The 24,946-nt window shown below is 60.6% G+C and carries 24 protein-coding genes and 1 riboswitch; of the genes, 14 read left to right on the forward strand and 10 right to left on the reverse strand.

Going from position 1 to position 24,946, the window contains the following annotated elements; genetic code table 11:
* Positions 1-7 precede the first annotated feature (7 nt).
* From biuH to AC1D2N_RS22645, 5 genes are read left to right on the forward strand one after another with little or no spacing between them, the layout of a single operon-like run.
* Positions 8-709, forward strand: a complete 702-nt coding sequence (gene biuH, locus AC1D2N_RS22625) for a biuret amidohydrolase (protein ID WP_130654231.1) — start codon at positions 8-10, stop codon at positions 707-709.
* Positions 709-1,764 carry a cyanuric acid amidohydrolase gene (gene atzD, locus AC1D2N_RS22630; RefSeq protein WP_130653996.1) on the forward strand — a complete coding sequence of 352 codons (1,056 nt, stop codon included), beginning with the start codon at positions 709-711 and terminating at the stop codon, positions 1,762-1,764. Before biuH ends, atzD begins: the two co-directional genes overlap by 1 nt.
* Position 1,765: 1 nt before the next feature.
* Positions 1,766-3,316, forward strand: coding sequence for an ABC transporter ATP-binding protein (locus tag AC1D2N_RS22635; protein WP_130653995.1), 1,551 nt, complete (start codon positions 1,766-1,768; stop codon positions 3,314-3,316).
* The gene (locus tag AC1D2N_RS22640) at positions 3,316-3,984 is read left to right on the forward strand and encodes a cysteine hydrolase family protein (RefSeq protein ID WP_065277314.1); all 669 of its coding nucleotides are present in this window, start codon (positions 3,316-3,318) and stop codon (positions 3,982-3,984) included. The genes AC1D2N_RS22635 and AC1D2N_RS22640 overlap by 1 nt, the downstream gene beginning before the upstream one ends.
* Positions 3,977-4,330, forward strand: a complete 354-nt coding sequence (locus tag AC1D2N_RS22645) for a cupin domain-containing protein (protein WP_128400744.1) — start codon at positions 3,977-3,979, stop codon at positions 4,328-4,330. The genes AC1D2N_RS22640 and AC1D2N_RS22645 overlap by 8 nt, the downstream gene beginning before the upstream one ends.
* 49 nt (positions 4,331-4,379) lie before the next feature.
* Here the strand turns inward: AC1D2N_RS22645 and AC1D2N_RS22650 are convergent, their stop codons facing one another.
* From AC1D2N_RS22650 to AC1D2N_RS22665, 4 genes are all read right to left on the reverse strand, one after another.
* The gene (locus AC1D2N_RS22650; protein ID WP_130653994.1) at positions 4,380-5,171 is read right to left on the reverse strand and encodes an amino acid ABC transporter ATP-binding protein; all 792 of its coding nucleotides are present in this window, start codon (positions 5,169-5,171) and stop codon (positions 4,380-4,382) included.
* Positions 5,168-5,836, reverse strand: a complete 669-nt coding sequence (locus AC1D2N_RS22655; protein WP_065277311.1) for an amino acid ABC transporter permease — start codon at positions 5,834-5,836, stop codon at positions 5,168-5,170. The genes AC1D2N_RS22650 and AC1D2N_RS22655 overlap by 4 nt, the downstream gene beginning before the upstream one ends.
* Complete coding sequence (locus AC1D2N_RS22660) at positions 5,833-6,474, reverse strand: amino acid ABC transporter permease (protein WP_130653993.1); 642 nt, start codon at positions 6,472-6,474, stop codon at positions 5,833-5,835. The genes AC1D2N_RS22655 and AC1D2N_RS22660 overlap by 4 nt, the downstream gene beginning before the upstream one ends.
* A 98-nt stretch (positions 6,475-6,572) precedes the next feature.
* Positions 6,573-7,400 (reverse strand): transporter substrate-binding domain-containing protein, encoded by an 828-nt coding sequence (locus AC1D2N_RS22665; RefSeq protein ID WP_130653992.1) that lies wholly within the window; start codon positions 7,398-7,400, stop codon positions 6,573-6,575.
* Positions 7,401-7,627: 227 nt separating this feature from the next.
* Here AC1D2N_RS22665 and AC1D2N_RS22670 point away from each other — a divergent pair, with 227 nt between their 5' ends.
* From AC1D2N_RS22670 to AC1D2N_RS22685, 4 genes are all read left to right on the forward strand, one after another.
* Complete coding sequence (locus AC1D2N_RS22670) at positions 7,628-8,335, forward strand: UTRA domain-containing protein (RefSeq protein WP_018246809.1); 708 nt, start codon at positions 7,628-7,630, stop codon at positions 8,333-8,335.
* 30 nt (positions 8,336-8,365) lie between these two features.
* Entirely contained in the window at positions 8,366-9,298 is a 933-nt protein-coding gene (locus tag AC1D2N_RS22675; protein WP_130653991.1) for a LysR family transcriptional regulator, read from the forward strand.
* 218 nt (positions 9,299-9,516) lie between these two features.
* A complete protein-coding gene (locus AC1D2N_RS22680) occupies positions 9,517-10,872 on the forward strand; it encodes an LLM class flavin-dependent oxidoreductase (RefSeq protein ID WP_130653990.1) in 1,356 nt (451 codons plus the stop codon).
* On the forward strand, positions 10,869-11,405 hold the full coding sequence (locus AC1D2N_RS22685; RefSeq protein ID WP_018449125.1) for a flavin reductase family protein: 537 nt from the start codon (positions 10,869-10,871) through the stop codon (positions 11,403-11,405). Before AC1D2N_RS22680 ends, AC1D2N_RS22685 begins: the two co-directional genes overlap by 4 nt.
* Here AC1D2N_RS22685 and AC1D2N_RS22690 read toward each other — a convergent pair.
* Positions 11,382-12,545: an aminotransferase gene (locus AC1D2N_RS22690; protein ID WP_028732388.1), complete on the reverse strand. Its 1,164-nt coding sequence runs from the start codon at positions 12,543-12,545 to the stop codon at positions 11,382-11,384. The genes AC1D2N_RS22685 and AC1D2N_RS22690 overlap by 24 nt on opposite strands.
* Positions 12,546-12,641: 96 nt before the next feature.
* On the opposite strand from AC1D2N_RS22690, the gene speB reads away from it, so the two are divergent.
* Positions 12,642-13,697 carry an agmatinase gene (gene speB / locus AC1D2N_RS22695; RefSeq protein ID WP_018246814.1) on the forward strand — a complete coding sequence of 352 codons (1,056 nt, stop codon included), beginning with the start codon at positions 12,642-12,644 and terminating at the stop codon, positions 13,695-13,697.
* A 79-nt stretch (positions 13,698-13,776) separates the two neighbouring features.
* Here speB and AC1D2N_RS22700 read toward each other — a convergent pair whose 3' ends face one another.
* Both AC1D2N_RS22700 and AC1D2N_RS22705 read right to left on the reverse strand, forming a co-directional pair.
* Positions 13,777-14,361: a cysteine hydrolase family protein gene (locus AC1D2N_RS22700; RefSeq protein ID WP_047620493.1), complete on the reverse strand. Its 585-nt coding sequence runs from the start codon at positions 14,359-14,361 to the stop codon at positions 13,777-13,779.
* 74 nt (positions 14,362-14,435) lie between these two features.
* Positions 14,436-16,802 (reverse strand): putative bifunctional diguanylate cyclase/phosphodiesterase, encoded by a 2,367-nt coding sequence (locus tag AC1D2N_RS22705; RefSeq protein WP_130653989.1) that lies wholly within the window; start codon positions 16,800-16,802, stop codon positions 14,436-14,438.
* Positions 16,803-16,907: 105 nt separating this feature from the next.
* Here AC1D2N_RS22705 and AC1D2N_RS22710 point away from each other — a divergent pair, with 105 nt between their 5' ends.
* Complete coding sequence (locus AC1D2N_RS22710; protein WP_130653988.1) at positions 16,908-17,714, forward strand: transporter substrate-binding domain-containing protein; 807 nt, start codon at positions 16,908-16,910, stop codon at positions 17,712-17,714.
* Positions 17,715-17,797: 83 nt separating this feature from the next.
* On the opposite strand, the gene fdhA is transcribed toward AC1D2N_RS22710, so the two are convergent.
* Both fdhA and AC1D2N_RS22720 read right to left on the reverse strand, forming a co-directional pair.
* Positions 17,798-18,988, reverse strand: coding sequence for a formaldehyde dehydrogenase, glutathione-independent (gene fdhA / locus AC1D2N_RS22715; RefSeq protein ID WP_130653987.1), 1,191 nt, complete (start codon positions 18,986-18,988; stop codon positions 17,798-17,800).
* 219 nt (positions 18,989-19,207) lie between these two features.
* Positions 19,208-19,407: riboswitch (cobalamin riboswitch) on the reverse strand.
* 161 nt (positions 19,408-19,568) lie between these two features.
* Entirely contained in the window at positions 19,569-20,474 is a 906-nt protein-coding gene (locus AC1D2N_RS22720; protein ID WP_018246819.1) for a DMT family transporter, read from the reverse strand.
* Positions 20,475-20,586: 112 nt separating this feature from the next.
* Between AC1D2N_RS22720 and AC1D2N_RS22725 the strand changes: the two genes are divergently transcribed.
* A complete protein-coding gene (locus AC1D2N_RS22725) occupies positions 20,587-21,462 on the forward strand; it encodes a LysR substrate-binding domain-containing protein (protein WP_115157858.1) in 876 nt (291 codons plus the stop codon).
* On the opposite strand, the gene AC1D2N_RS22730 is transcribed toward AC1D2N_RS22725, so the two are convergent.
* Entirely contained in the window at positions 21,437-22,435 is a 999-nt protein-coding gene (locus AC1D2N_RS22730; protein ID WP_130653986.1) for a GlxA family transcriptional regulator, read from the reverse strand. The two genes, AC1D2N_RS22725 and AC1D2N_RS22730, sit on opposite strands and share 26 nt — an antisense overlap.
* A gap of 101 nt (positions 22,436-22,536) precedes the next feature.
* On the opposite strand from AC1D2N_RS22730, the gene bcoG reads away from it, so the two are divergent.
* The gene (bcoG, locus tag AC1D2N_RS22735) at positions 22,537-23,439 is read left to right on the forward strand and encodes a 3-dehydrocarnitine:acetyl-CoA trimethylamine transferase BcoG (RefSeq protein WP_018449115.1); all 903 of its coding nucleotides are present in this window, start codon (positions 22,537-22,539) and stop codon (positions 23,437-23,439) included.
* A 7-nt stretch (positions 23,440-23,446) separates the two neighbouring features.
* Complete coding sequence (locus AC1D2N_RS22740) at positions 23,447-24,937, forward strand: carnitine 3-dehydrogenase (RefSeq protein ID WP_130653985.1); 1,491 nt, start codon at positions 23,447-23,449, stop codon at positions 24,935-24,937.
* Positions 24,938-24,946 lie beyond the last annotated feature (9 nt).

Raw genomic sequence — 24,946 nt, forward strand, 5'->3', positions numbered from 1 at the left:
GAGAATGATGGACGCGATGGTCGAAACCAAAGGGCATTTTGTCGACGCCGATCCGTATCCGTGGCCCTACAACGGCGCTCTGAGGCCTGGTAATACCGCCCTCATCATCATCGACATGCAGACGGATTTCTGCGGCAAGGGCGGTTATGTCGACCACATGGGCTACGACCTGTCGCTGGTGCAGGCGCCGATCGAACCCATCAAACGTGTGCTTGCCGCCATGCGAGCCAAGGGTTACCACATCATCCATACCCGCGAGGGCCATCGCCCCGACCTCGCCGATCTGCCGGCCAACAAGCGCTGGCGCTCGCAGCGGATCGGCGCCGGCATCGGCGATCCCGGCCCCTGCGGCCGCATCCTGACGCGTGGTGAACCCGGCTGGGACATCATCCCCGAACTCTATCCGGTCGAAGGCGAGACGATCATCGACAAGCCGGGCAAGGGTTCGTTCTGCGCCACCGACCTCGAACTCATCCTCAACCAGAAGCGCATCGAGAACATTATCCTCACCGGAATCACCACCGATGTCTGCGTCTCGACGACGATGCGCGAGGCAAATGACCGCGGCTACGAATGCCTGCTGCTGGAAGACTGCTGTGGTGCGACCGACCACGGAAACCACCTCGCCGCGATCAAGATGGTGAAGATGCAGGGCGGCGTCTTCGGCTCGGTCTCCAATTCCGCGGCTCTAGTCGAGGCGCTGCCCTGATGCCGTCATTGCGTGCCCATGTCTTTCGCGTGCCAGCCGACGGCCCCGATGACGTCGCCGGCGTCGAGGCGCTCTTTGCCAGCGGCCTTCAGGCGAACAACGTCGTCGCCGTTCTCGGCAAGACGGAAGGCAACGGCTGCGTCAATGATTTTACCCGCGGTTATGCCACCCGCAGCTTCGAGACATTGTTCAGTAGATATGGCGTCGACGGCGTCTCGATCATCATGTCCGGCGGCACCGAGGGTGCGCTCTCGCCGCATTGGACGGTTTTTGCGCGTGAAACCGTAGAAACCCCGGGCGAACGGGCGCTGGCCATTGGTGTGTCGCGTACCCCCGCGCTGCCCCCCGAACATCTCGGGCGCCGGGAACAGATCCTGCTCGTTGCCGCAGGCGTGAAGTCCGCGATGAGGGATGCCGGCATCGATGATCCCGCCGATGTCCATTTCGTGCAGATCAAGTGTCCGCTGCTCACCTCGCGCCGGATTGCCGAGGCCGAGGCAGCAGGCAGGACGGTCGCAACCCACGACACGCTGAAATCCATGGGCCTCTCGCGCGGCGCTTCGGCTCTCGGCGTCGCCGTGGCACTCGGCGAGATAGATGCGACATCGATCGGCGATGCCGACATCTGCACACGTTTCGATCTCTTTTCCCGCTGCGCCTCAACCTCGTCCGGGGTCGAACTCACCGATCACGAAATCATCGTCCTCGGCATGAGCGCAAAATGGTCCGGTCCGCTGTCGATCGACCACGCGGTCATGCGGGATGCGATCGATGCGCATTCCGTCAGGAAAGCCCGCGAACGCCTGCCGGAAAACAGCCGGCTGGCGGCGGTTCTCGCCAAGGCCGAGCCGGACCCGTCCGGCAGGATCGGCGGCAGGCGCCACACGATGCTCGATGACTCGGATATTGCAGGCACCCGCCATGCCCGTGCCTTCGTCGGCGGCGTTCTCGCCGGCATCTTCGGGATTACCGATCTCTATGTGTCCGGCGGCGCCGAACACCAGGGTCCGCCCGGCGGCGGTCCCGTCGCCATCATCGTCGAAAAGGAGCAATGAAGTGAGCACAGTCCGCGACACGCCCCTTCCGCAAGCCGGCAAGGCCGTCGGCATCGAGACGCTCGATATGACCATGCGTTTCGGCAGCTTCACCGCGCTCGACAACGTCTCGATCGTCGTTCCGGCTGGGTCTTTTCACGCGCTTCTCGGCGAAAACGGCGCCGGCAAGTCGACACTCGTCAAATGCATCATGGGCTTCTATCACGCAACCTCAGGCTCGCTGTCGGTCGACGGTCGCGAGGTGGCGGTTGCCTCACCCAAGGATGCCGCGGCCTATGGGCTCGGCATGGTCTACCAGCATTTCACACTGGTTCCCTCCCTGACCGGTGCGGAAAACCTGGTCATCAGCCGCACCGAAGTGCCCGCGGTGATCAACTGGGCCAGGGAACGCAAGGATCTGGCGGATTTCATGGAGCGCATGCCGTTCAAGATCCCGCTCGACAGGCCGGTGAGCGAGCTTGCCGCCGGCGAAAAGCAGAAGCTCGAAATCGTCAAGCAGCTCTATCTCGGCCGCTCCTTCCTCGTCCTCGACGAGCCGACCTCGGTGCTGACGCCCGCCGAAGCCGATGAGATGCTCGGCATCGTGCGCGGGATGACCGAGCGCGGCGAGCTCACCGTGCTGATGATTTCCCACAAGTTCCACGAGGTGACGAAGTTCGCTGATGCCGTTTCGATCCTGCGGCGCGGCAAGCTGGTCGGCACCGGTAAGGTCGGCGAGCTCTCCACCGCCGAGATGGCGGCGATGATGATCGGCGACGTCAAGCTCGCCGAGCTCGACAGCCGTCTGCCGGTGGCGGAAGCGGCCAAATCCGTGCTGACGGTCAGCCAGGTGAAGGCCCCGGATCGCTCCGGCCTGAAGACGATCGAGATCGACGCGCTTACAGTCCGCTCCGGCGAGATCGTCGGCATTGCCGGCATATCGGGCAACGGCCAGAAGGAGCTGACGGAAATTCTGGCCGGCCAGCGCCCGACCGATAGCGGCCAGGTCATGGTCAATGGCGAGGCTTACGGCGCCACCCGCGACGAGACCCGCAAGAACAGGGTGCGTTTCATCCCCGAAGAGCCGTTGCAGAATGCCTGTGCGCCGAAGATGACCGTGAGCGAGAACCTTGCGTTTCGCACCTTCGACTTGAAATCGGACGGCAAGGACGCGATCTGGCTGAATAAGGGCAGCATGAAGAAGCGTGCCTCGGCGCTGATCTCCGACTTCAAGGTCAAGACGGCCTCTTCCGCCTCGCCGATCGCAGCGCTTTCGGGCGGCAACGTGCAGCGTGCCGTGCTCGCCCGCGAACTGACCGGCGATGTCGATCTGTTGATCGTCTCGAACCCCTGTTTCGGTCTCGATTTCTCGGCCGTCGCCGAAATCCGCGCCCGCATCATGAAGGCACGCAATTTGGGCGCTGCCGTGCTGCTGCTTTCCGAAGACCTCGACGAACTGCTCGAGATGTCCGACCGCATCATAGTCATTTCGGAAGGCAAGCTGGTCTACGAGACACCGGCGCGCTCGGCCGATATTGGCGTGATCGGCGCCCACATGGCGGGGCATCATTGATGGCGAAGATCAAAGCTGAACCTTTCGCCTTTCCGGTGAAGCACGATGAACTCGCCCTCATCGTCATCGACATGCAGCGTGATTTCGCCGAGCACGGCGGCTTCGGTGCAAGCCTCGGCAATGATGTCAGCCGTATCACCAGGATCGTGCCTGATGTCAAACGCCTCATTCTGGGCTTCCGCAATGCCGGCCTGCCTGTGATCCATACGATGGAGTGCCACCGGCCGGACCTTTCGGACCTGCCACCGGCCAAACGGGATCGCGGCAACCCGTCGCTCAGGATCGGCGACGAAGGCCCGATGGGCCGTATCCTGATCTCGGGCGAACCCGGCACGGCAATCCTGCCGGAGCTCGCTCCTGTGAAGGGCGAAGTCGTCATCGAAAAACCCGGCAAGGGCGCTTTCTACGCCACCGAACTTGGCACCGTGCTACAAGAGAAGGGCATTCGTCAGCTGGTCTTTGCCGGTGTCACCACCGAAGTCTGCGTGCAGACGACGATGCGCGAAGCAAACGACCGCGGCTATGAATGCCTTCTCGCCGAGGAGGCGACGGAAAGCTACTTCCCAGAATTCAAAGCCGCAGCCATCGCCATGATCCGCGCCCAAGGCGCGATCGTCGGCTGGACCGCGCATGTCGACGACATTCTGGAAAGTATCGCCCATGCCTGAAACGACCCGCGAACGCCTGACGTCAGGCGGCTGGAAGGAGCTGGAATTCGGCCCCTTCCGCGATGCTGTCACCATTCACTGGATCCGCCCCTTCGAGGGTGATCAGCCGGGCGTGGCGCTGCTGAAATATGAGCCCGGCGCCTCCGTTCCCCGCCATCGCCACGAAGGGCTCGAGACCATCCTGGTGCTCGACGGCGTTCAATCCGACGAGACGGGCGATTACATCAGCGGCAGTTATATCGTCAACGCGCCGGGCAGCGAACACTCGGTCTGGAGTGATACCGGCTGTGTCGTCCTCATCCAGTGGGACCGGCCCGTGAAAATACTCGAAGACGAAATTGCCTGAACCCCGCCGGCCTTGGAGGTCTGCCCGACGATCCGGAAGGACATGAATTTCACAGCAGCATCGAGGCTCCACGATCGATATAGGTGTCCAGGAATTGTTCGAGGCGGGGGTTTCTCGGCCGTTTGAAGACGTCCTGCGGCGGTCCGGTGAACAGCACCTTGCCGTGGTCGAGAAAGATGATCTGCTGGCCGACCGTCGCGGCAAATCCGATCTCGTGGGAGACGACGACCATCGTCATGCCCTCGGCGGCAAGATCGCGCATGACGTTCAGCACTTCGCCGGTCAGCTCGGGATCGAGTGACGAGGTCGGCTCGTCAAACAGCATGATCTTCGGGTTGAGGGCAAGCGCCCGGGCGATAGCGACACGCTGTTGTTGCCCTCCCGAGAGCTGCGATGGATAGTGCCCCGCCCTGCCCTCCAGGCCGACCTTGACGAGCTGGGCCATGGCCCGCTCCTCCGCATCCCTACGGCTCATCTTGTGAACCGTCTTCAGCGCCTCGCTGACATTGCCGAGCGCCGTCATATGCGGCCAGAGATTGAACTGCTGAAAAACCATCCCGATCTGCGATCGAATCTGCCGGTTCACAGCAGTCGGCACCCGCTCACGGACACCCTTGGCGTTTTCTGCAAAGCCAAGCACCTCGCCGTTGACGGCAATCGTCCCCTTCGTCGATTCCTCCAGAAACGCCATGCAGCGCAGCAGCGTACTCTTGCCGGATCCCGACGGGCCGATGACGCAAGAAACTTGTCCCTGCTCGATTTCGAGGTCGATGCCGTGCAGCACGATGGAGCCGCCGAACGTCTTGACGAGATTTTTGACTGCGATCGCAGGAACGCTCATATGTTGAAAAACCTGAATCTGGTGAGTTTCGTTTCGGCGAGATGGCCGAGCCAGCCGGTGATTTCGACCAGTACCCAATAAAATAGCGCAAGCACGAAGAGCGCCTCGACGAAAGCATATTGCTGCGAGCCGATGGCGCTGAGTGTCGCCGTCAACTCCGGCACGGTGATAATGGACAGAACGGCCGTCTCCTTCATGAGGATGATCGTCATGTTGACCGAAGGTGGCAACACCAGCATGGTCATCTCCGGCAGCAATATGCGCCGGATGATCTGCCCTTGTGTCAGGCCAACGCACAGGCCGGCCTCGATATGTCCCTTCGGGACGGCGGCAAAGCCCGAGCGGAATATCTCACTGAAATAAGCCGCGCCGTAGATGGAAAGGCCGACGATGCCGGCCGGGATCGGATCGAGCGACAATCCGACGAAGGGGCCGCCATAGTAGACGAGGAAGATCTGAATCAGAAAGGGCGTGCCGCGCAGCACTGCGATGACAAGGCCGAACGCTCTGTCCAACAGCACGCCGCCAAAACGTCGCGCGACTGCGACAAGGAAACCCAGTACGGCAGCGGCAAGAGTGGTGACGATCCAGATGAGGATGGTGACCCACGCACCGTGGAGAATCTCCGGCAAGTTGCTGAAAATCACATTGGTATCGAAGGTCATCGCGGCACTCCTGGCAGGGAGCGTTCGATCAGGCCGCCCGCAAGGGCAACGATCCAATTGATGACGAGATAGATCAGGCCTGCGGAAGCAAAAATCTCGAGCGGCAGGAAGGTGCTGCCGGCAAGGTCCTGAGCCATGCGTGTCAGCTCGACGATTCCGACGACGGAGACGAGCGAAGACGCCTTCAGAATAAGGATCGCTTCATTGACGAGCGCCGGGAAAGTCAGGCGCAGGGCGATCGGCGCCCTGATGCGGCGGAAGATCTGAATGGGAGTCATGCCGACCATTTCGGCAGATTCGACCAGGCCCAGGGGAACGCTGGAAAAACCACCGCGCAGATTTTCAGCCTGATAGGCCGCAGTACACAAGGACAGGCCAACGACGGCCGCAACGATGCTCGGCACGTTGATGCCGATCACCGGCAGCAGATTGTAGATCAGCAACAGCTGGACCAGCAACGGTGCACCACGAAAGAAACTGATGAAAATCTGCGCCGGCAACACCAAAAGCCGTTGCCGTGAGAGCAGCATGGCTGAAATGACGATCGCGATCGCAAAGCCGATCAGGATGGAGACCACACTGATCGTCACCGTGTAGATCGAGGCTTGCAGAAGCAGTTCGAATAGCTTGATGGACATGGGCGGTGCTTGCCTGGGCGCTGCGGCCGTGAACTTTGATCCCACGGCGGATTGCGCCCCGACTGATGGCGGGGCGCGTTCGTTTCACCGGCGGCTAATCAGAATGCCGGATCCTTGACAGCATCAGGCGTATCGAAAGACGCACCAAACCACTTCTTTTGCAGCTCTGCCATACGTCCGTCTGCCTTGATCTTGAGCATCGCGGCATCGATCGCATCCATCAGGGGCGCATGATCGACATCCTTGAGACCGATGAAGCCGAAATAGGACTTCTTGCCGAATGGCGGCAGGACGACTTCGAACGTACCTTTTCGCTGGCTAGCGACGAAGGCGATATTCGGCAGCGAGTTGGCAACGCCGGCAATGCGGCCGGCGGCGAGATCGGCGTAGGATTCGGTAAAGGCTGGATATTCGCGCACGTCGACTTTGGTCGGCAGCGTGCCGGAGAATTCCTTCAGCTGGTCGAGCTGGGCAGTTGCTTTGCCGACACCGATCGTCTTGCCGGCAATATCTTCCGGCTTGCTGATCGTCGTGTCGCCAGCCTTCTTCAGAATGGCGATCGTCGCTTCGGCGATCGGCGGCGTGAAGCGATAGCGCTCCATGCGCTTCTTGGTGATCGTTGCAGGACCTGCGACGACATCGAACTTGCCGGCCTCGAGCGCGGGGAAGACGCCGTCCCAAGGAAGCGCTATCCACTCGATCTTGACGCCGAGTTCCTTGCCGATCTCGGCAAAGAGGTCGACGTTCAAGCCGGTATGTTCACCGGCATCGATATAGTCGAACGGTGCGAAAGCCGTTTCGGTGCCAACCTTGAGGGTGCCGGCTGCCTTGACGGCGGCCAGCGTGTCGGCTGCATGGGCGGAAACGGCTGCTCCGAACAGGAACGCAGCGCCGACCAGACCCTTCAGCAGTGAATTTGCCTTCATGATCATCTCTCCAGTTTTATTCCCCCGGCGGAGGAGTTTTGGTTCCCGACTTCGATTTCCTCTGCGCGGATTTCTATGCTCCGCTTTTGACTATACAAATAGATATAGGCTGGCCTAGAGTGTCAATGTAAAAGACGAGGAACGCAAAATTTGTGCCGGGTGGCGTCGATCTCGCTGGCATGACCGTTCCGGAATTTATGATCGTTGACGCCGGATGAGGTGCGGGCTTGGTGTCGATTTATCAACGTATTTTCACCGATGTCGAGACGAAGATCATCAGCGGTGATTGGCGGCCCGGTGACCGTATTCCCGTCGAACACGAACTCGCGGCGAAATATCGGTGCTCACGGATGACAGTCAGCAAGGCGCTGTCGGCGCTCGCCGAGCGCGGCATGATCGTCAGACGGCGCAAGACAGGTTCGTTTGTCGCATCGCCCCAGATCGACCGCACGGTGATGGATATCCAGGATATCAGCACCGAAGCGGAACTGGCCGGGCACGAACACCGCTTCGAAATCCTCGCCCGCAAGATCGAGCGCCTTGGAGAGGCGGAGGCACAGCAGCTGTCGGAGCCTGCCGATGCAGAAGTCCTCAGGCTTCAGTGCCTGCATATCGTCGACGGCAGACCGAATGCCATCGAGCGGCGGATCATCATGCTCGATGCTGTCCCACGGGCGAGAGAGGAGAGCTTTGCTTCAATTCCGCCCGGCAAATGGCTGCTTGATGAGGTTCCCTGGTCCAAGGCCAAACATGTCATTCGCGCCGTCTCGGCCGACACCACGACGGCGCGGATCCTGCAGACGGAACGTGGCGAGGCCTGCCTTAGCCTCATTCGCCAGACCTGGCAGAACGGACGCACGGTGACCTATGTCGAGTTTACCCATCCGGGCGACCGGTTCCAGTTTGCGGGGACGTTTCATCCGGCAGCAAATTGAGTTCGACGCAAATCACGAGAGGTTCTTCAAGTGACCGATGAGCGCCTCAAGGCGATACCGCTGAAAAGTTTGCAAGCGTTCGAGGCGGTGGGGCGCTGCGGCGGCGTGACGGCTGCGGCACTGGAGCTGAGGGTTTCGCCGGGGGCCATCAGCCAGCAGATTCGCAAGATCGAAAGCTTTCTTGGAATTTCGCTTCTGGAGCGCAGCGGGCGAACCGTCGAGCTGACCGCCTGGGGCCGGCTCTACCATCAGGAGATATCGAAGGGGTTCGAGCAATTTGCGCTCGCTCAGCAACTGTTGGAAAAGGCGCGCAACGAGACGGCACTGGTGCTCAGTGCGCTTTCCTCCGTCGTCAACAAATGGATCGGCAGGCGCATCTTCGACTGGCAGGCGCTTCATCCCGAAGTTCCAGTGAGGATTATCGGACGCGACAAAGAGCCCCGGATCGGTTTCGACGATGTCGATTTCCGCGTCAGCTACGGATCGGACGTCCTCCAGCACGAACATTATACCGAACTGTTCCGCGATTGGGTCGTTCCGGCCTGCTCGCCGGCGCTGATGCAGGATCGCGCACATACGGCGCGCGATCTTTTCGAACAACCCCTCCTCCATGTCGAGTGGGAACGACACTTCACCCCCTACCCCAGCTGGGCGGAGTTTGCCGCCAAGGTCGGCGTCGCGTTCGATGTGTCGACGCCCGGCCTTTCCTTCACTTTGTCGAGCAGTGCAATTGACGCAGCCGTCAACAAGCGCGGCGTCGTGCTCGCACAAATGTCGATGATATCAGATGAGCTTGAGGCGCAAACGCTCGTCATTCCGGTCGACATGCGCATTGCACTGCGTGAAAGCTATTTTCTCGCCTGGGATCGTGCTGCCTTGCAGAAGCCCCATGGGCGCGAATTCCGCGATTGGCTCATTGCTATTTCCCGTCAGCAGGCTTCGGCATCGGCTCCTGCTGCATAATTTCTCAAATCGGAATCGATTTGAGAAATTATGCATCGATTCAAAAATGTTACAGCGTCCTTTGCGCGTCAGAAAGGACGCGCGGCGCTGTACGTCAACACTTTAGAAAAACTAAAACGGAACTCACCTACGCGATATTGATGAAAATTTGCGCCTGGCGATAATTTGCGCAGTCGCCTTCAAGGGGACGGCGTGGCGGACAATGGCAGGAGAACTCAATGGCGCGGACCGACAAGATGAAACTCGGGACTTTCGTCTATACGTTCGGCTTTCATCCGGCCTCCTGGCTGCATCCGGCAAGCGACGTCAATGGCGCCAACGACTTCGCTCATCTGCTCGATGTCGCCAAGCGATCCGAGGCGGCCAAATTCGATTTCATGTTCATGGCGGATTCTCCTGCCGCCGCCGTCGGCGATCCGAATGCGCTTGCCCGAATTCCGACCAAGATGAACCGCTTCGAACCCCTCTCGCTGCTCTCGGCTCTGGCGGTCACCACCAACGATCTCGGTCTCGTGGCGACGGTCTCAACGAGTTATTACGAGCCATACAATGTCGCGCGTCTGTTCGCCTCGATCGACCATCTGAGCAAGGGGCGTGTCTGCTGGAATGTCGTCACTTCCGATCACGACGAAACCGGCTACAACTTCAACCGCGAGGGGCTCGACCCGCATGCGCTGCGCTACGAGCGCGGCAACGAATTCGTCGATGTCGTGTTCGGCCTCTGGGACAGCTTCGAGGATGGCGCACTGCTTCTCGACCGTGAAAACGGTGTCTACTATGACAAAGACAAGCACCATACGCTCAACCACAAAGGCAAGCACTTCCAGGTTCGCGGGCCCCTCAACATCGCGCGAACGCCCCAGGGTCGTCCTGTCATCGCCCAGGCGGGCGGTTCGGAACCCGGAATGGACATGGCGGCACGCACGGCGGAGATCGTCTTCAGCCTCGCATCGAATATCGACCGAAACCGTGCCTTCTACGACAACGTCAAGCGCCGGATGCCGGCCCATGGACGCGATCCGGACGACCTGAAAATCATGCCGGGTATCGTGATCAACGTCGGTGAAACAGAAGCCGAGGCAAAGGCGAAGGTCGACTATCTGATCGACAAGATGCATCCGGATGTCGGCCTGCTGATGCTCTCCGAATTTCTGGAGGCGGACCTGCGCGACGTGGCGCTCGACAAGCCTTTCCCCATGGATCGGCTGCCGGCGGCGCCAAAGGGATCACGCGCCCTGTTCGACGAACTGGTCGATTTCGTGAAAAGCGGCCACACCGTCGGCGAACTCATCCGGCACTATGCCGAGAAGCATACCGGAAATGGCATCACAGGCACGCCAGCCCAGATTGCCGACTTCATGGAGGAATGGTTTGAGACGCGTGCCGCCGACGGCTTTATCCTGATGTTCCCCACCTTGCCGTCCAGTCTCGACGACTTCGTGCGGTTGGTCCTGCCCGAGCTTCGGCGCCGCGGGCTATTCCGTGAGGATTACGAGGGCAAGACCTTGCGTGAAAACCTCGGTCTTTCAAGGCCTGTAAACCGCTTTGCCAAAACGAAAGAGCCAGCCCGATGAGTGCCGAGCCTTTGATCAGCGAGGCGGACTTCAAGTTTTCGATGCGTCATCTGGCGGGTGCGGTCAGTGTGATTACGGTCGGCGACGGTAAAGACCGCACCGGCTTCACCGCAACGTCGGTCTCCTCGCTTTCGGCGGAGTTGCCTTCCGTCATCGTCAGTGTCAACCGAGCGTCTTCCTCATGGCCGGCGCTGCAGCAATACGGCTGCTTTTGTGTCAACGTGCTCGCTGCCGACCAGCAGCAGGTGGCGCAATCCTTTGCCGGTCTTGACGGGCGAAAGGGCGCCGAACGCTACGGCAACGCCGGATGGTATCGCCTCAAGACCGGTGCGGCGGTCCTTGAAAATGCCCTGACGGTCCTGGACTGCAAGCTCGAAACCGCATTCCACTACAATTCCCATGCGATTTTGGTCGGACATGTCTGCGCGATTGAAATTCGGCAGGGCATAGGACCGCTGCTTTACTGGCGCGGTGGTTATCACCAACTTCCGGCGGAGGTTGATCGCGGCCTAGCGAAGGCGCTCGGACAATAGCCCAATCGACGCGACATCCGCATTGGCAAAGGCAAGTCTGAGGTAGCGCTCCTGCCCTTCCCCGAAATAGGCTCCGGGCAAACAAACAATGCCGGATTCCTTGGCGAGTTTTTCGGCAACCTCTGAAGACGATCGATCAGCGTAGGGATGGCGGACAAAGGCAAAATAGGCGCCGATCGCGGCGATCTCCCAATCCGGCAACCCGGAAAAGACCAGCCTCAACGCATCCGCGCGGCGAGTGATCTCCAGCTGGTTACCGGCTCGCCACTCGGCGAGCGCCGGGATCGCCGAAGCAACGGCGATCTGAGCCGAACGCGGCGCGCAGATCTGCATATTGTCCATCACCTTGGCGATCTCGGCGATGAGTTTGGGGCCTGCCGTGATTGCACCCAGTCTGTGACCGGGAATGCAGAAGGATTTCGAGAAGCTGTAGAGAAGAACGAGCGTGTCCTCCCAGCCCGGCTCGGAGAGAAGAGAGTGCGGCGGCCCGTAATCTTCGCCAAGAAAATCGCGATAGGTTTCATCGAGGATCAGCCAGGCGCCGTATTTCCGGCAGAGCACAAAAAGCTTGTGAAGCAGGCTGGGTGGATACACGGCTCCGGTGGGATTGTTGGGCGTCACGACGGCAAGTATCTTCGCGCCGGCCGCAAGTGCAGCCTCGGCCGAACTCAGATCGGGAAGAAAGCCGGCGGCGGCGTCGCAATCGACCAATCGACGCCCGATCCCCAGCATCGACAGCGTCGTATCGTGATTGAAATAGAAGGGATTGGTCAGTGCTACGGTATCGCCGGCGCCCGCAAGCGCGATCGCTGCGCACATGAACGCCTGATTGCAGCCGGCGGTAATGTGGATATTACCGGCGGAAAGGTCGGCGCCGTAAAGCTCGGCAACGTGAGCCGCGTAGGTCTTGCGCAACAGAGGTTCGCCCTCGATCGGCCCGTATCCCGTCATCGCCTGTTGTCCGGCCGCCTCGGCAAGAAGCCGAAGCATCTCCGGATGCGCGGGATAGCCGGGCACGGCTTGCGACAAATCGATGAGCGGCCCTTTTTCTCCCTTGTATTCGCGGCTCCAGGCGACGACGGAAGGAATGGGCGGAGCAGAGAGGCGGGCAACGAGCGAGTTGGGTTTTGCAGCGATCATATCGATTTCTCTTTGATACCGATTGCTACAACGATACCAATTGTTTTCTCAACCTCTTTGTCTGACGAGACGGACCTGAAGCGGAGATGCATGCGCATGGTGTGGGACAAAACGCGGCTGGAACAGCTGCGCGCAGAATTTGCAGACGCCAATGGCGGCGAGATATTCGATGAGAAGTTTCGCAAAGTGGCGGAGAAGATCATCTCCAAGAGCGGCACGAGACTGGCGCCATACGCCGGAGTGCCGACCTTCCTCAGCGCACCCTACATGCAGGTCGCAGCCGAGGATCCGGATTTCGGCAATCTCCAGGTTGCGATTACCGGTATCCCCATGGATCTTGGCGTCACCAATCGCCCAGGCTCGCGTTTCGGGCCGAGAGCACTTCGCGCCATTGAAAGGATCGGCCCTTATAATCACGTTCTTGCCACGGCGCCGGTCTTCGATCTTCGGGTCGCCGATATCGGCGACATATCGTTCCAAAGCCGTTACCGGCTGGAACTCAGCCATGACGACATCGAAAAGCGCATCGGCCAGATCGTCGATGCCGGCGTTGCCCCGCTTTCCGTTGGAGGCGATCATTCCATCAGCCACCCGATTTTGAAGGCCATCGGTCGGCAGCAACCGGTCGGCCTCATTCATATTGATGCCCATTGCGATACAAGCGGCGCTTTCGATCAGACGAAGTTTCATCACGGCGGGCCGTTCCGCAATGCGGTGCTGGACGGCGTGCTCGATCCGACACGGACAATCCAGATTGGCATCCGTGGTTCGGCGGAATATTTGTGGGAATTCTCCTATGCGTCGGGAATGACCGTCATTCACGCAGAGGACATCAGCGGAATGGGGATTGCGGCCGTGGTTGCCAAGGCAAAATCCATCGTCGGCGACGGCCCGACCTATCTTTCCTTCGACGTCGACAGCCTCGATCCGAGCTTTGCGCCCGGCACGGGCACGCCCGAGGTCGGTGGATTGACCACGCGTGAAGTCCTTGAACTGATACGCGGGCTGAAAGGGATAAACCTGGTGGGTGGTGACGTCGTCGAAGTTGCCCCGCAATATGACGCAACGACCAACACAGCGCACGCTGCAGCACAGGTGCTCTTTGAAATCCTGAGCCTCATGGTGTTTAGTCCGTCGATCGGCAAACGCTAAGGCCGACCTCTCGGTCATCTCCATGTCATTCGTGGCGATGAGCAGTATTGCTGTGGAGGCTGTATCGTCACACCAGGCTCTAGCCAAACTCGCTCAAAAATTCTTCGGTCTTCATGAGCTCGAGCTGCACGGAAAACCGATCATGCAGAAGTTCCAGTGACGCGTCATGCGTATCGTCGGCGCCGCTGCAGACGGCGTCCTTCAGCACGATGACACGATAGGCGAGATCGATTGCGCCGAGCGTCGTGGCCAGCACGCATACATCCGTTTCACCACCCGTTATAATAAGGGTATCGACCCGCTCCGATTGAAGGATCGGATGCAGGCGGCCGTCAATCCAGGGGGAATAGGTGCGCTTGTCGAAGTGCCTTGCCGGTGGAACCAACGACGCCAGCGATGGGGCGAGATCGATGAATCCGCGCGGAAGATGCTCACCCGTCATCATCCACCATTTCTGGTAATAATCCCGCCATTTCCCCGGCATGTCGTCGGCATGCTCGGGTGGCAGGAAGCGGGTAAAGATCGTTCGCGACGAGTGCCGCCCGGCCAGCTCTTCGATCTGGGGAGAGATCCGTGCCATCCAGGGAACGTGCCACGGCGTGTCTTCGGCAAACATCCGCTGCATATCGACGCAAAGGTGCCGCCACTCCCCGACCTCGCCCATCACATCCTCCACTCGGTCTTCGGGCGTCAACCGCCGCGCGCGGCGAAAGTTCCTGGCGGAAAATCAAAAGCCTCTCAGGCGACAGCACTCTCAGCTGTCCGGAAACTATCAAGGTCGCGAAGAGGAACCGGTTTGGAGAAGAAGTAGCCTTGGAGGTCGGTGCAGCCGAGGGCGGCCAGAAAGTCGCGTTGATATTCGGTTTCGACCCCTTCAGCCGTCGTCGAGATACCGAGGTTGCGGCTAAGCGCGACGATGGCGCCAATGATGGCCGCCCCGTTGGCTTTCGTGCCGAGCTGTGAGACGAACGAACGATCAATCTTGATGCGGTCGATATCGAAGCGTAGCAGATGGCTGAGACATGAAAAGCCGGTTCCGAAATCATCGAGCGAAATCTGAACACCTTGGCTGCGCAGCGACTTCAGCACCGTATAGACGTCCGAGTTATCCTCGATGAGCGAGGACTCGGTGAGCTCGAGCTCGAGCCGGGACGGCGGCAGGCCGCTCTCCTGGAGCACGGCGAATACTTCCTCGGCAAAATTTGGTCTTCTCAACTGGGCGGGAGACACGTTGACCGCAACAAATGTGTCTTCCGGCCATTTGCAGGCGGCTCTGCAGGCTTCGCGCAATACCCAGAAACCGAGAGCGTCGATGAGGCCGCCCTCCTCGGCGACAGGGATGAAGCTGGCAGGCGTCAATAGTCCGCGCTGACTGTGACGCCAACGCACGAGAGCCTCCGCGCCCGACGCCGAGTATCCGCCGCCCTCGGCGCGATGTACCGTTTGGTAGTAGACTTCGAGCGATCCGAAGTCCGGCTTGTTCGCAATCGGGTCGGATTGTGGACCGTCAGCGGATGAGGCCGTGCCTTTGGCCAGAACTTCCCGCAATTCGTTCTTGAGAATGTCGCGCGCATTCCTGCCGCCGTCCATGGACGGTGAATAGACGCGCCACTGGCCTCTGCCGCCCATCTTTGCCTCGTACAGCGCGACGTCGGCGTAGCGCATGATGTCATCGGCATTCCGCCCGGCGTCCGGCACCACGGTCACGCCGATCGAGCCGCCGACCCGTGCGACCGCCTCGCCCCTCAAAAGCGGGAAGGGCTTGCCAAGTTCGGCAACGATCGCGTCGCATATTCCCGGCAAAACCTGATCATGGTCTTTGATGTCCCGGAGAAGCAGGGCGAATTCGTCCCCTCCGAGCCGGGCAAGCGTGTCGCCCGGACGAAGCAGGGAGTGGATCCGCTCCGCAGCCATCCTGATGAGTTCATCGCCGGCGGCATGGCCGAACGTGTCGTTCACGGCCTTGAAGCGGTCGAGATCGAGAAGCGCGACTGCCGAGCGCTCGGCCGAATTCTTCGTCTCGGCCAGGCACTCGTCGAACCTCATCGCGAACAAAGCGCGGTTGGGAAGGCTCGTGAGCACGTCATGCAAGGCAAGCTGTCTTGCATGCAGCTCGCTTTTTCTCAACTCGCCGAGGCTGCTTCGCAGGCGCACCAGCAAAACCGAGAACAGGATCGCGATCACCAGGGCGGCAATCGAAAGCGCCGGCATCAATCGGCCGATCACTCTCGAGCCTGGAAGATCGGGCCGCCATACGATGAAGCCGATCGGTTCGCCATTTGCCGTGGCGTCGATCTGGAAGGCAACCTCGTTTTCGTCTGCATCGGCTGTGCGCGCGAAGCGCGCGCCGTTGAGGCCCTGTTGCCGGCTCAATTCGTCTAGCGCCGCACCATCGATAAACCGCACGACGATCAGGAATTGCCGCATCGTCTGCCGTTGCCCCTCTTCGGGATCGTTGATGGCGACCACGCCGACGATCGTCGGCCGACCTTCCAGCCGCATTAGATTGGCCAACGCAGTGTTGGAGCGTCCTGGGCTCGCAAAGCGGCTTTCCATCGAGGACGGCGTTCTTTCGTTGGAAACCGTGCCTGGTCTCACCCCAAGGCGGGCATCCTGAAGCAGAGGCAAAAAGAGAGGCTTCATCCAGCGATAACGCTTTTCCGTTTGGGCGTCCGCCAGCATCAGCAGTTGAGCCTTCTCGTCGACGACAAAGGCCTGATCGTAGCCGAAGGCGGACATTGCGGTCTGGCTGATCGCACTCCCGGCGGCCGCTGTCAGAACGGCATCGAGGCTGGAGGAACCTCCGCTTGACCGGGCAGCCGGATAAACACGTGTGAGGTAGCCGTTGCCGAACTGGCCGATGACATGGGCGACTTGATCGACCTGTTCCCGCAGGCGGGCATTCACAAGCTGGCGCTGTCGATCAAGGGCGGCAGCATCGCTTTCGGTCCCTGCCCAGAGCGCCGAAAGTACAACAAGTCCGATCGCTCCAAGCCCGCTGACGGCAATCAGAAACAGAATTCTTCCCGAAGCAATCCAGGATTGCTGAAACGTCTTGGAGCTGGAAGGAAGAACGATCTGCAAGCCTAGACCCCTGAACACCACGACACGGGCGCATTGGCCGACGCTAACAAAGAAGCGTTCACGTAGAATTAAAGGCTGCGGCGCACTATGGGGCGAGATCGACTATGCCCCGAGGAGCTCCCGACGATGTTGCGCATATCCATTCAGACTATACTGCGCGGAGCGCTGATTGCGGGCGGGATGGGTATTTTTTTGGCCGCGACCTCGCCGCTTGAGGTGGCTGCGCAAGATCGCATGCCAATGAGAATTGCCGTCGAAGGTGCATTTCCGCCCTTCAACTATCTCGATGCAAATAACAAACTTCAGGGCTTCGACATCGATATTGCCAATGCGCTGTGCGAGGTTGGCAAGTTCGAATGCCAATTTATCATCGAGAAGTGGGACGACATTATCCCCGATCTCGTTGCCGACAAATACGACGCGATCATCTCATCCATGTCGATGAGCCTTGAGCGGCGTCAAAAGGTTGCCTTCACTGAAAAATACTACAACAGCCCGTCTGTGTTCATCGCCCGGAAGGATTCGTCGATCAGCGATGTCAGCCCCGCCGCCCTCAACGATAAAATTCTTGGGGTGACATCGTCGACAGCGCAGGAATCCTATGCCAACCATCTTTATCCGGAAATGAAAAAGAAGGTGTTTCGGTCTTCGCCCGAATTGTACAAGGGTCTGGCGGACGGGAGCGTCGACATTATCCTCGAGGATAAACTCGCCATCTACGACTGGATTGCCAACACCAAGGCAGGAAGCTGCTGCGAGTTCAAAGGACCGGATCTGGTCGACATCACATACTTCGGTGAGGGTGCCGGCATCGCGCTGCGCCTCGATGACAAGGAGCGTCTTGCGCGCCTGAACGAAGCGTTGAAGAGCATCAAGGCGGACGGGACCTACGACATGATCAACGCAAAATATTTCCCGTTCAGCATCCAGTAGTTCGTCAACAAACTGTCGTCTGACGAATGCGGGATGGCCGGTTTCCGACCATCCCTATCAGGCGGAGTCCTCGGTACTATTCGCTACGCGGCTTTCGCGACATCTCCGTGCGGATCGAGGACATATTTCGTCGCCGCACCCTGGTCGAAGCTCTCATATCCACTGGCGGCATCGTCGAGCGGGATGACCTTGGCGTTGACGATATCGGCGATTGGCAGCCGGTCGTGCAGGATCGCCTGCATGAGCTGGCGATTGTACTTCAGCACCGGCGTCTGGCCCGTGTGAAAGGACTGCGCCTTGGCCCAGCCGAGGCCGAAGCGGAGCGAGAGATTGCCGTGTTTGGCGGCATTGTCGACGGCGCCCGGATCCTCGGTGACGTAGAGGCCGGGAATGCCGATCGAACCCGCGGCACGGGTAATCTCCATCATCTGATTGAGCACGATCGCCGGCTGTTCGCCGCCGGAGTGGCCGCGTGCCTCGAAGCCGACCGCGTCGATGGCGCTATCGACTTCATTGGTGCCGACGACCTGAGCGATCATGTCGCCGAGACGGTCGCTCTTCGACAGGTCGATCGGTTCGAAACCGACCTTCGCCGCATGGGCCAGGCGGTCCTTGTTGAAATCGCCGATCATCACGACGGCAGCGCCGAGAATGCGAGCCGAAGCGGCAGCCGCAAGCCCGACAGGACCGGCGCCGGCGACATAGACGGTCGAGCCGACCCCGACGCCAGCCCGCACCGCGCCATGGAAGCCGGTGGGCAGAATGTCGGAAAGCATGGTGAGATCGCGGATCTTCGCCATGGCTTTGTCCCGATCGGGAATTTTCAGCAGGTTGAAATCGGCGTAGGGAATGGTGACATAGCGCGCCTGTCCGCCGATCCAGCCACCCATGTCGACATAGCCATAGGCACCGCCGGCGCGCGACGGATTTACCGTCAGGCAGACGCCCGTATCCTGGGATTTGCAGCAGCGGCAGCGGCCGCAGGCGACATTAAACGGCACCGAGACGATATCGCCGATATCGAGCATTTCGACGTCGACGCCTTTTTCGATGATCTCGCCGGTGATTTCATGACCGAGGACCAGGCCCGGCATCGCCGTCGTGCGGCCGCGGACCATATGCTGGTCGGAGCCGCAGATGTTGGTCGATATCACCTTCAGAATGACGCCGTGTTCGATGCGGCGGCCATCGGGCGCTTCCAGCTTCGGATCGTCGATGTCGCGAACTTCGACCTTGCCCGGCCGGAGATAGACGACGCCTCTATTTTTGCTCATGAGTTCCTCCCACTTGTTTGAATGCCTCGATCTGCAACCGATGCAGTCGATGGCAACCTTCCCTCCGGCCTGCCTCCTCTGCAGCCCGGTCCACAACACGAGGATACCGCCGCATCGGGCGATATTCGATTTGCAAAAGGGACAGATTGGATGGAGAAGAGGAGTGAACGCCATGGTTTTCGCCTGTCGTTCCGCTCGTGATCATCTGCCGCAATCCGTCGATTTGCTATGCCAAGAGCTGGTTTCCGGCTCCAGAATCTCCTTTCGATCCATCTCGATATCTTTCCGGATGTCTATCCGGCGATTTCCTTGAGGATTTCAGTTCTTCTACCGCTGCGGGGCAGCGCCGGCGTCAGGCCAGCGTCCCAATGGTCCATTTCGCCAGTTTGCGAGATAGCGCCTTGAACACCACAAGCAAACCATGCCTGACGTAAAACAGCGATCAAGAAAACGACATGGGCGCAACTCAAAGACGACAGTCGGCAAAGTCGCAATAGCGCTGCGTAGCGGAAATAATTGATCCCGCGAATACGGCGGTTTTCCGGATCGTCCGGGAAGATTTGATCGCCGCCTAAAGGCTTTAGGCGCGATGCGGTCGCCGGCTGCGGCTGACGTCGATTGCGGTGTGCCAGAATACGGCGCCGAGGATGATCGCGCCGCCGAAAAAGGTGGCAACGGGCGGCTCTTCGGAAAACAGCAGCCAGACCCAGAAGGGCGTGAGCACGATTTCCATCGTGCCGATCAGCGCCGCTTCCGCCGGCGGCATTCGTTTCGCCCCGGCAAGGAAGAGCACCAGCGCCAGGGAGAAATTGGTCGCGCCGAAGGCGGCAAGGACGATCCAGTTGTGCAAGTCGAGCGAGCCGACCGAACCGAACGGCGCGAAGAGTGCGAGTGTCAGGAAAGCGCTGACCACGGTCGGCGGCAGGCTTGGCACGTCGGGACTGATGCGCGGAATGATGATGACGAGTGCGAAGGACGCGGTCATGCCGAGCGCCAGCAGGTCACCCCAACCGGTGCCGCCGCCGATCGACGAGGCGACAATGACCGCGACTCCGAGGAGCGAAATGCCGCCGGCAATCAGCGTCCGCCTGGAGACCCTCTCCCTGAGGATGACCCAGCCGAGCAACGCTGCGATAAAGGGCGCGGTCGCATAGATCATCGTCACATTGGCGACGGTGGTCATGTAAAGCGCCCCGATGAAGCATACCTGACTGAAGGTCTGGCATGCGATCATGGCAAGACCGGACGGATGGAAGACGGATCGCCATTGCTGCCGCGAGATGCCCCCTTCGAGGAAAAGGCAGGGGATCAGCAGAAACAGGCCGCCGAACAGCGATCGCCAGGCAATCGCCGTCCATACGTCGGTCGTCAGGAGCCGCGAGTAGACGCCGCTCGCGCTCCAGGCAAGTGTCGCGGCAATGATGAGAAGCACACCCTTCTCGTGCTCGCTGCCTGCGAGGCGTCTGGCCGGATTTTCAATGGTCACGCAGATATTCTCAAAGAAGGAAGTCGAACGCCGTTCATTTCTGCGCCAAGAATTGACATCAGACAAACGAATAGTAGAGATATCTATCATCGATTTTTTCTATGGCTAACCCATGCACGAACCGATCGAGAGCGACCTGCTCAGAACCTTCCTGGTCGTTGCCGAGACCTCCAATTTCTCCGCGGCTGCCCAGCGCATCGGGCGGACGCAGTCGGCGGTCAGCACTCAGATCAAGCGGCTTGAGCAGACGATCGGCGAAACCCTGTTCGAACGGGGCGCCCGCGGCGTGCTGCTGACGCGCCAGGGCATACAGCTCGTCCCCTATGCCCGCAGGATAATCGACCTCCTGAACGAGGCCGCCGCGACGATCCGCAGCAAACCGCTGGACGGACCGGTGCGCATCGGAATTCCGGAGGAATACAGCCAGACGGTGCTGCCGGCGGCCCTTGCGGCTTTCGCCGTACGCCACCCGGCCGTCGAGGTCACCGTGTCCTGCGACTACACGGTTCGCAACTTAGCCGCCCTCGAGCGGGATGAGCTCGATCTGGCCGTCGTTTTCGACTGGAGCGATGAGACGAAAGGCGAGGTCATCTGTATCGATCCCACAGTCTGGGTCACATCGATGGTCCACCGGCTGCACGACATCGATCCCCTGCCGATAGCGACCTATCGCAACTCCACCTGGTCACGCGATTTTGCGCTCCGGTCGCTGGAGCAGATCGGCCGCAACTATCGAATCGCTTTCATTGCCGATACCGGCTCGGGGCTGAAGAATGCCGTGACCGCAGGCCTTGCCGTCACCACGCTTTCCCGCAGCAGCATTCCGCCCGGCTGCCGGGAACTCACCGCCGAAGACGGTTTCCCGCCGGTCGATTCCTCCAAGGTCGTGCTCCGCCGGAGCACATACCGTTCCAGCGAGGCCGTTCGGGAACTTGCCGAAATGATACGGGACGCATTCCAGCCTATGCCCGCATCTCCGATGACGTGATGCGGCGCCGCAAGCGGCGCCGGGTCTCGGACGGGCTTTCGGAAAAACTCGCCCGGTAGCTTCTCGCAAAGGCTGAGGCCGAGTTGAAGCCGGTTGCCGCCGCGATGTCGGCGAAGGAGGCCGTCGTCTCGATCACCTTGCGGCGGGCCGCATTCAAGCGCAGGGCGAGATAATGCACATGCGGCGGCGCGCCGATACTCTGCTGGAAAAGATCCTGCAGATGTCGGGCGCTGATGCCCACCCTGCGGGCGAGCCGCGTGAGAATCAGAGGCTGCTCGATATGCTCCTCCATCAGCCGCACCGCTTGCGCGACACGGGAATCGTGCATGCGCAACCCAGCCGAGGCTGCGGAAAGTGACTCATCGGCATGGAAGGACGGCTGCTCATAGCGGAACAGCCGGCTGACCTCGAGCGCCAGCGAATAACCCTGCCGCTGCCTGATCACTTCCAGCATCAGGTCGACGGTTGGAAGCGAACCGGAGGTCGTCAGCCGCTTGCCGTCGATGACGAAACGATCCTTGACGGCCCGCACCTCAGGATAGGCCAGCGCAAAATCCTCGTAGTCCTCCCAGTGGACGGTCGCCGGCAGTCCGTCGAGCAGGCTTGCTTCCGCCAGCAGCCATGTGCCGGACTCGATGCCGGCAATCACCGTGCGATAGCGGGCAGCCTGGGAGAGCTGCATCTTGAGGGCCGGCGTCGCGCTGTGGCGCCAGTTGTAACTGGCAAGCACGAATAGCGGCGTATCCTCGGTCGTCGCCTTGAAAGCGCCTTGTGCGGGCACGGCGATATTGCTGGTGGTCGGGACCGGTGCTCCGTCCGGCGTGAGCAGCCGCCAGCGATAGAGCTCGCTGCCGGAAATGCGGTTGGCACCGCGCAGCGGCTCGATCACCGAGGCGATCAGGATCAGGTTCGCGTCCGGCAGGACGAGAAGGTCGATATCGAGCCGTTCCATCGATCGCTGCAGCAAGGCCACCTCCCTCGGAGTTCCGATAATGTATCAATTGCTTCCGAAAATGCAACGCATCGCCATCCATCCTGTCGCGTAATGCGGACAAGACGAGGGAGAACAAAAGCATGCCTCTTGCGATGAACCGCGATGTCTTCATCACCTGCGCCGTCACCGGCGCCGGCGATACGGTTTCCAAATCCAGCCACGTGCCGATCACTCCCAAGCAGATCGCCGATTCCGCCATCGATGCGGCAAAGGCCGGTGCTGCGGTCGTTCACTGCCATGTCCGCGACCCGGAAACGGGTGCTGCCAGCCGCCGCAACGATCTCTACAGGGAAGTCACCGACCGCATCCGCTCGGCCGATGTCGACGTCGTCCTCAATCTCACCGCCGGCATGGGCGGGGACCTGATCTTTGGCGACGTCGAAAGCCCCCTTCCCCTCAATCCTAAGGGCACGGATATGGCCGGCGCCACCGAGCGCGTCAGCCATGTCGCCGAGTGCCTGCCGGAGATCTGCACGCTCGACTGCGGCACGATGAATTTCAATCTCGGCGACTATGTCATGACCAACACGCCGGCCATGCTGCGGGCCATGGCGAAGAAGATGACGGATCTCGGCGTGCGGCCCGAGATCGAGGCCTTCGACACCGGCCATCTCTGGTTTGCCAAGCAGCTTGCCGAGGAAGGCCTGATCGAAGACCCGGTGCTGATCCAGCTCTGTATGGGCATTCCCTGGGGTGCGCCCGACGATCTCAATACCTTCATGGCGATGGTCAACAACGTGCCTCAGAGCTGGACCTTCTCGGCCTTTTCGATCGGCCGCAACGCCATGGCCTATCCGGCAGCCGCCGTTCTCGCCGGCGGTAATGTGCGCGTCGGCTTGGAGGACAACCTCTTCGTCGGCAAGGGCCAGCTCGCCACCAATGCGCAGCTCGTCGAAAAGGCCGTGCAGGTGGTCGAGGGCATGGGTGCCCGGATCATCGGTCCGGAAGACGTTCGCAAGAAACTCAAACTGACGAAGCGCTGAGGACGGCATGACAGGGATCACCAAAGCGGCTTGTATCGGCGGCGGCGTCATCGGCGGCGGATGGATCGCGCGATTTCTGCTGGCCGGCATCGACGTGAACGTGTTCGATCCGCATCCGGAAGCGAGCCGCATCGTCGGCGAAGTGCTTGCCAACGCCGAAAAAGCCTATGCCATGCTGACCGGAGCACCCCTGCCGCCCCGCGGCAGGCTGACCTTCTGCACGACGCTCGAGGAAGCCGTCGCCGGCGCCGACTGGATTCAGGAAAGCGTGCCGGAAAGGCTCGACCTCAAGCGCGGGGTGCTGACTGAGATCGATACTGTGGCGCGCCCGGACGCCCTGATCGGCTCTTCCACCTCAGGCCTGCTGCCGACCGATCTGCAGCGCGACATGAAGCATCCCGAACGCCTCTTCGTCGCCCACCCCTATAATCCCGTCTATCTGCTGCCGCTCGTCGAAATCGTCGGTGGCGAAAAGACCTCGGCGGCGACCATCCAGACGGCGATGGAAAGACTGGCGCCGATCGGCATGAAGGGCGTCCACATCGCCAAGGAGATCGAGGCCTTTGTCGGCGACCGGCTGCTCGAAGCGCTCTGGCGCGAGGCCTTGTGGCTGATCCACGACGATATCTGCACGGTCGAGACGCTTGATGACGTCATCCGCTACTCCTTCGGCCTGCGCTGGGCGCAGATGGGCCTGTTTCAGACCTACCGCATTGCCGGCGGCGAGGCCGGTATGCGTCACTTCCTTGCCCAGTTCGGTCCATGCCTCGCCTGGCCGTGGACCAAGCTCACCGATGTCGTCGATCTCGACGATGCACTGATCGAAAAGATCGGCCGGCAATCCGATGAACAGGCGGCTGGACTGTCGATCCGCGAGCTCGAACGCATCCGCGACGAAAACCTCGTCGGCATCCTGCAGGCCCTGAAGGGCGGTCACGACGGCGAGGGCTGGGGCGCCGGCAAGCTGCTGAAAGACTTCGAGCAATCGCTCTGGGCAGAAGCCGGCAGGGCAAATACGTCTTTCGACCCGTTGAAGCCGCTGCGGCTTGTCGAGACGAAAGTCGGCCCCGCCTGGGTCGACTATAACGGCCATATGACCGAACACCGTTATCTGCAGGTTTTCGGGGATACCTCGGATGCATTGCTGCGCCTCATCGGCGTTGATCTCGCCTATGTCGAGGCGGGGCGGAGCTATTACACGGTGGAAACCCACATCCGCCATCTCGGCGAGGCGAAGCTCGGCCAGGCGATCCATTCGACCTGCCAGATCCTCTCCGTCGACGAGAAGCGGCTGCATGTCTTCCACACCCTCCACGACACAGTGACGGGCGAAGCTCTGGCAAGCGCCGAGCACATGTTGCTGCATGTCGACAGCAAGGCCGGCAAGGCGACACCGGCGCCGGCCGTCATTCTCGACAAAGTCAAGTCGATTGCCGAAGCGCATGCGAATTTGGTCTCGCCTGAAGGTGTTGGCCGTCACGTCGGCCAGAAACGGTAGGAGGATCGG

It is taken from the genome of Rhizobium sp. P1_B8 (genome assembly GCF_056406515.1).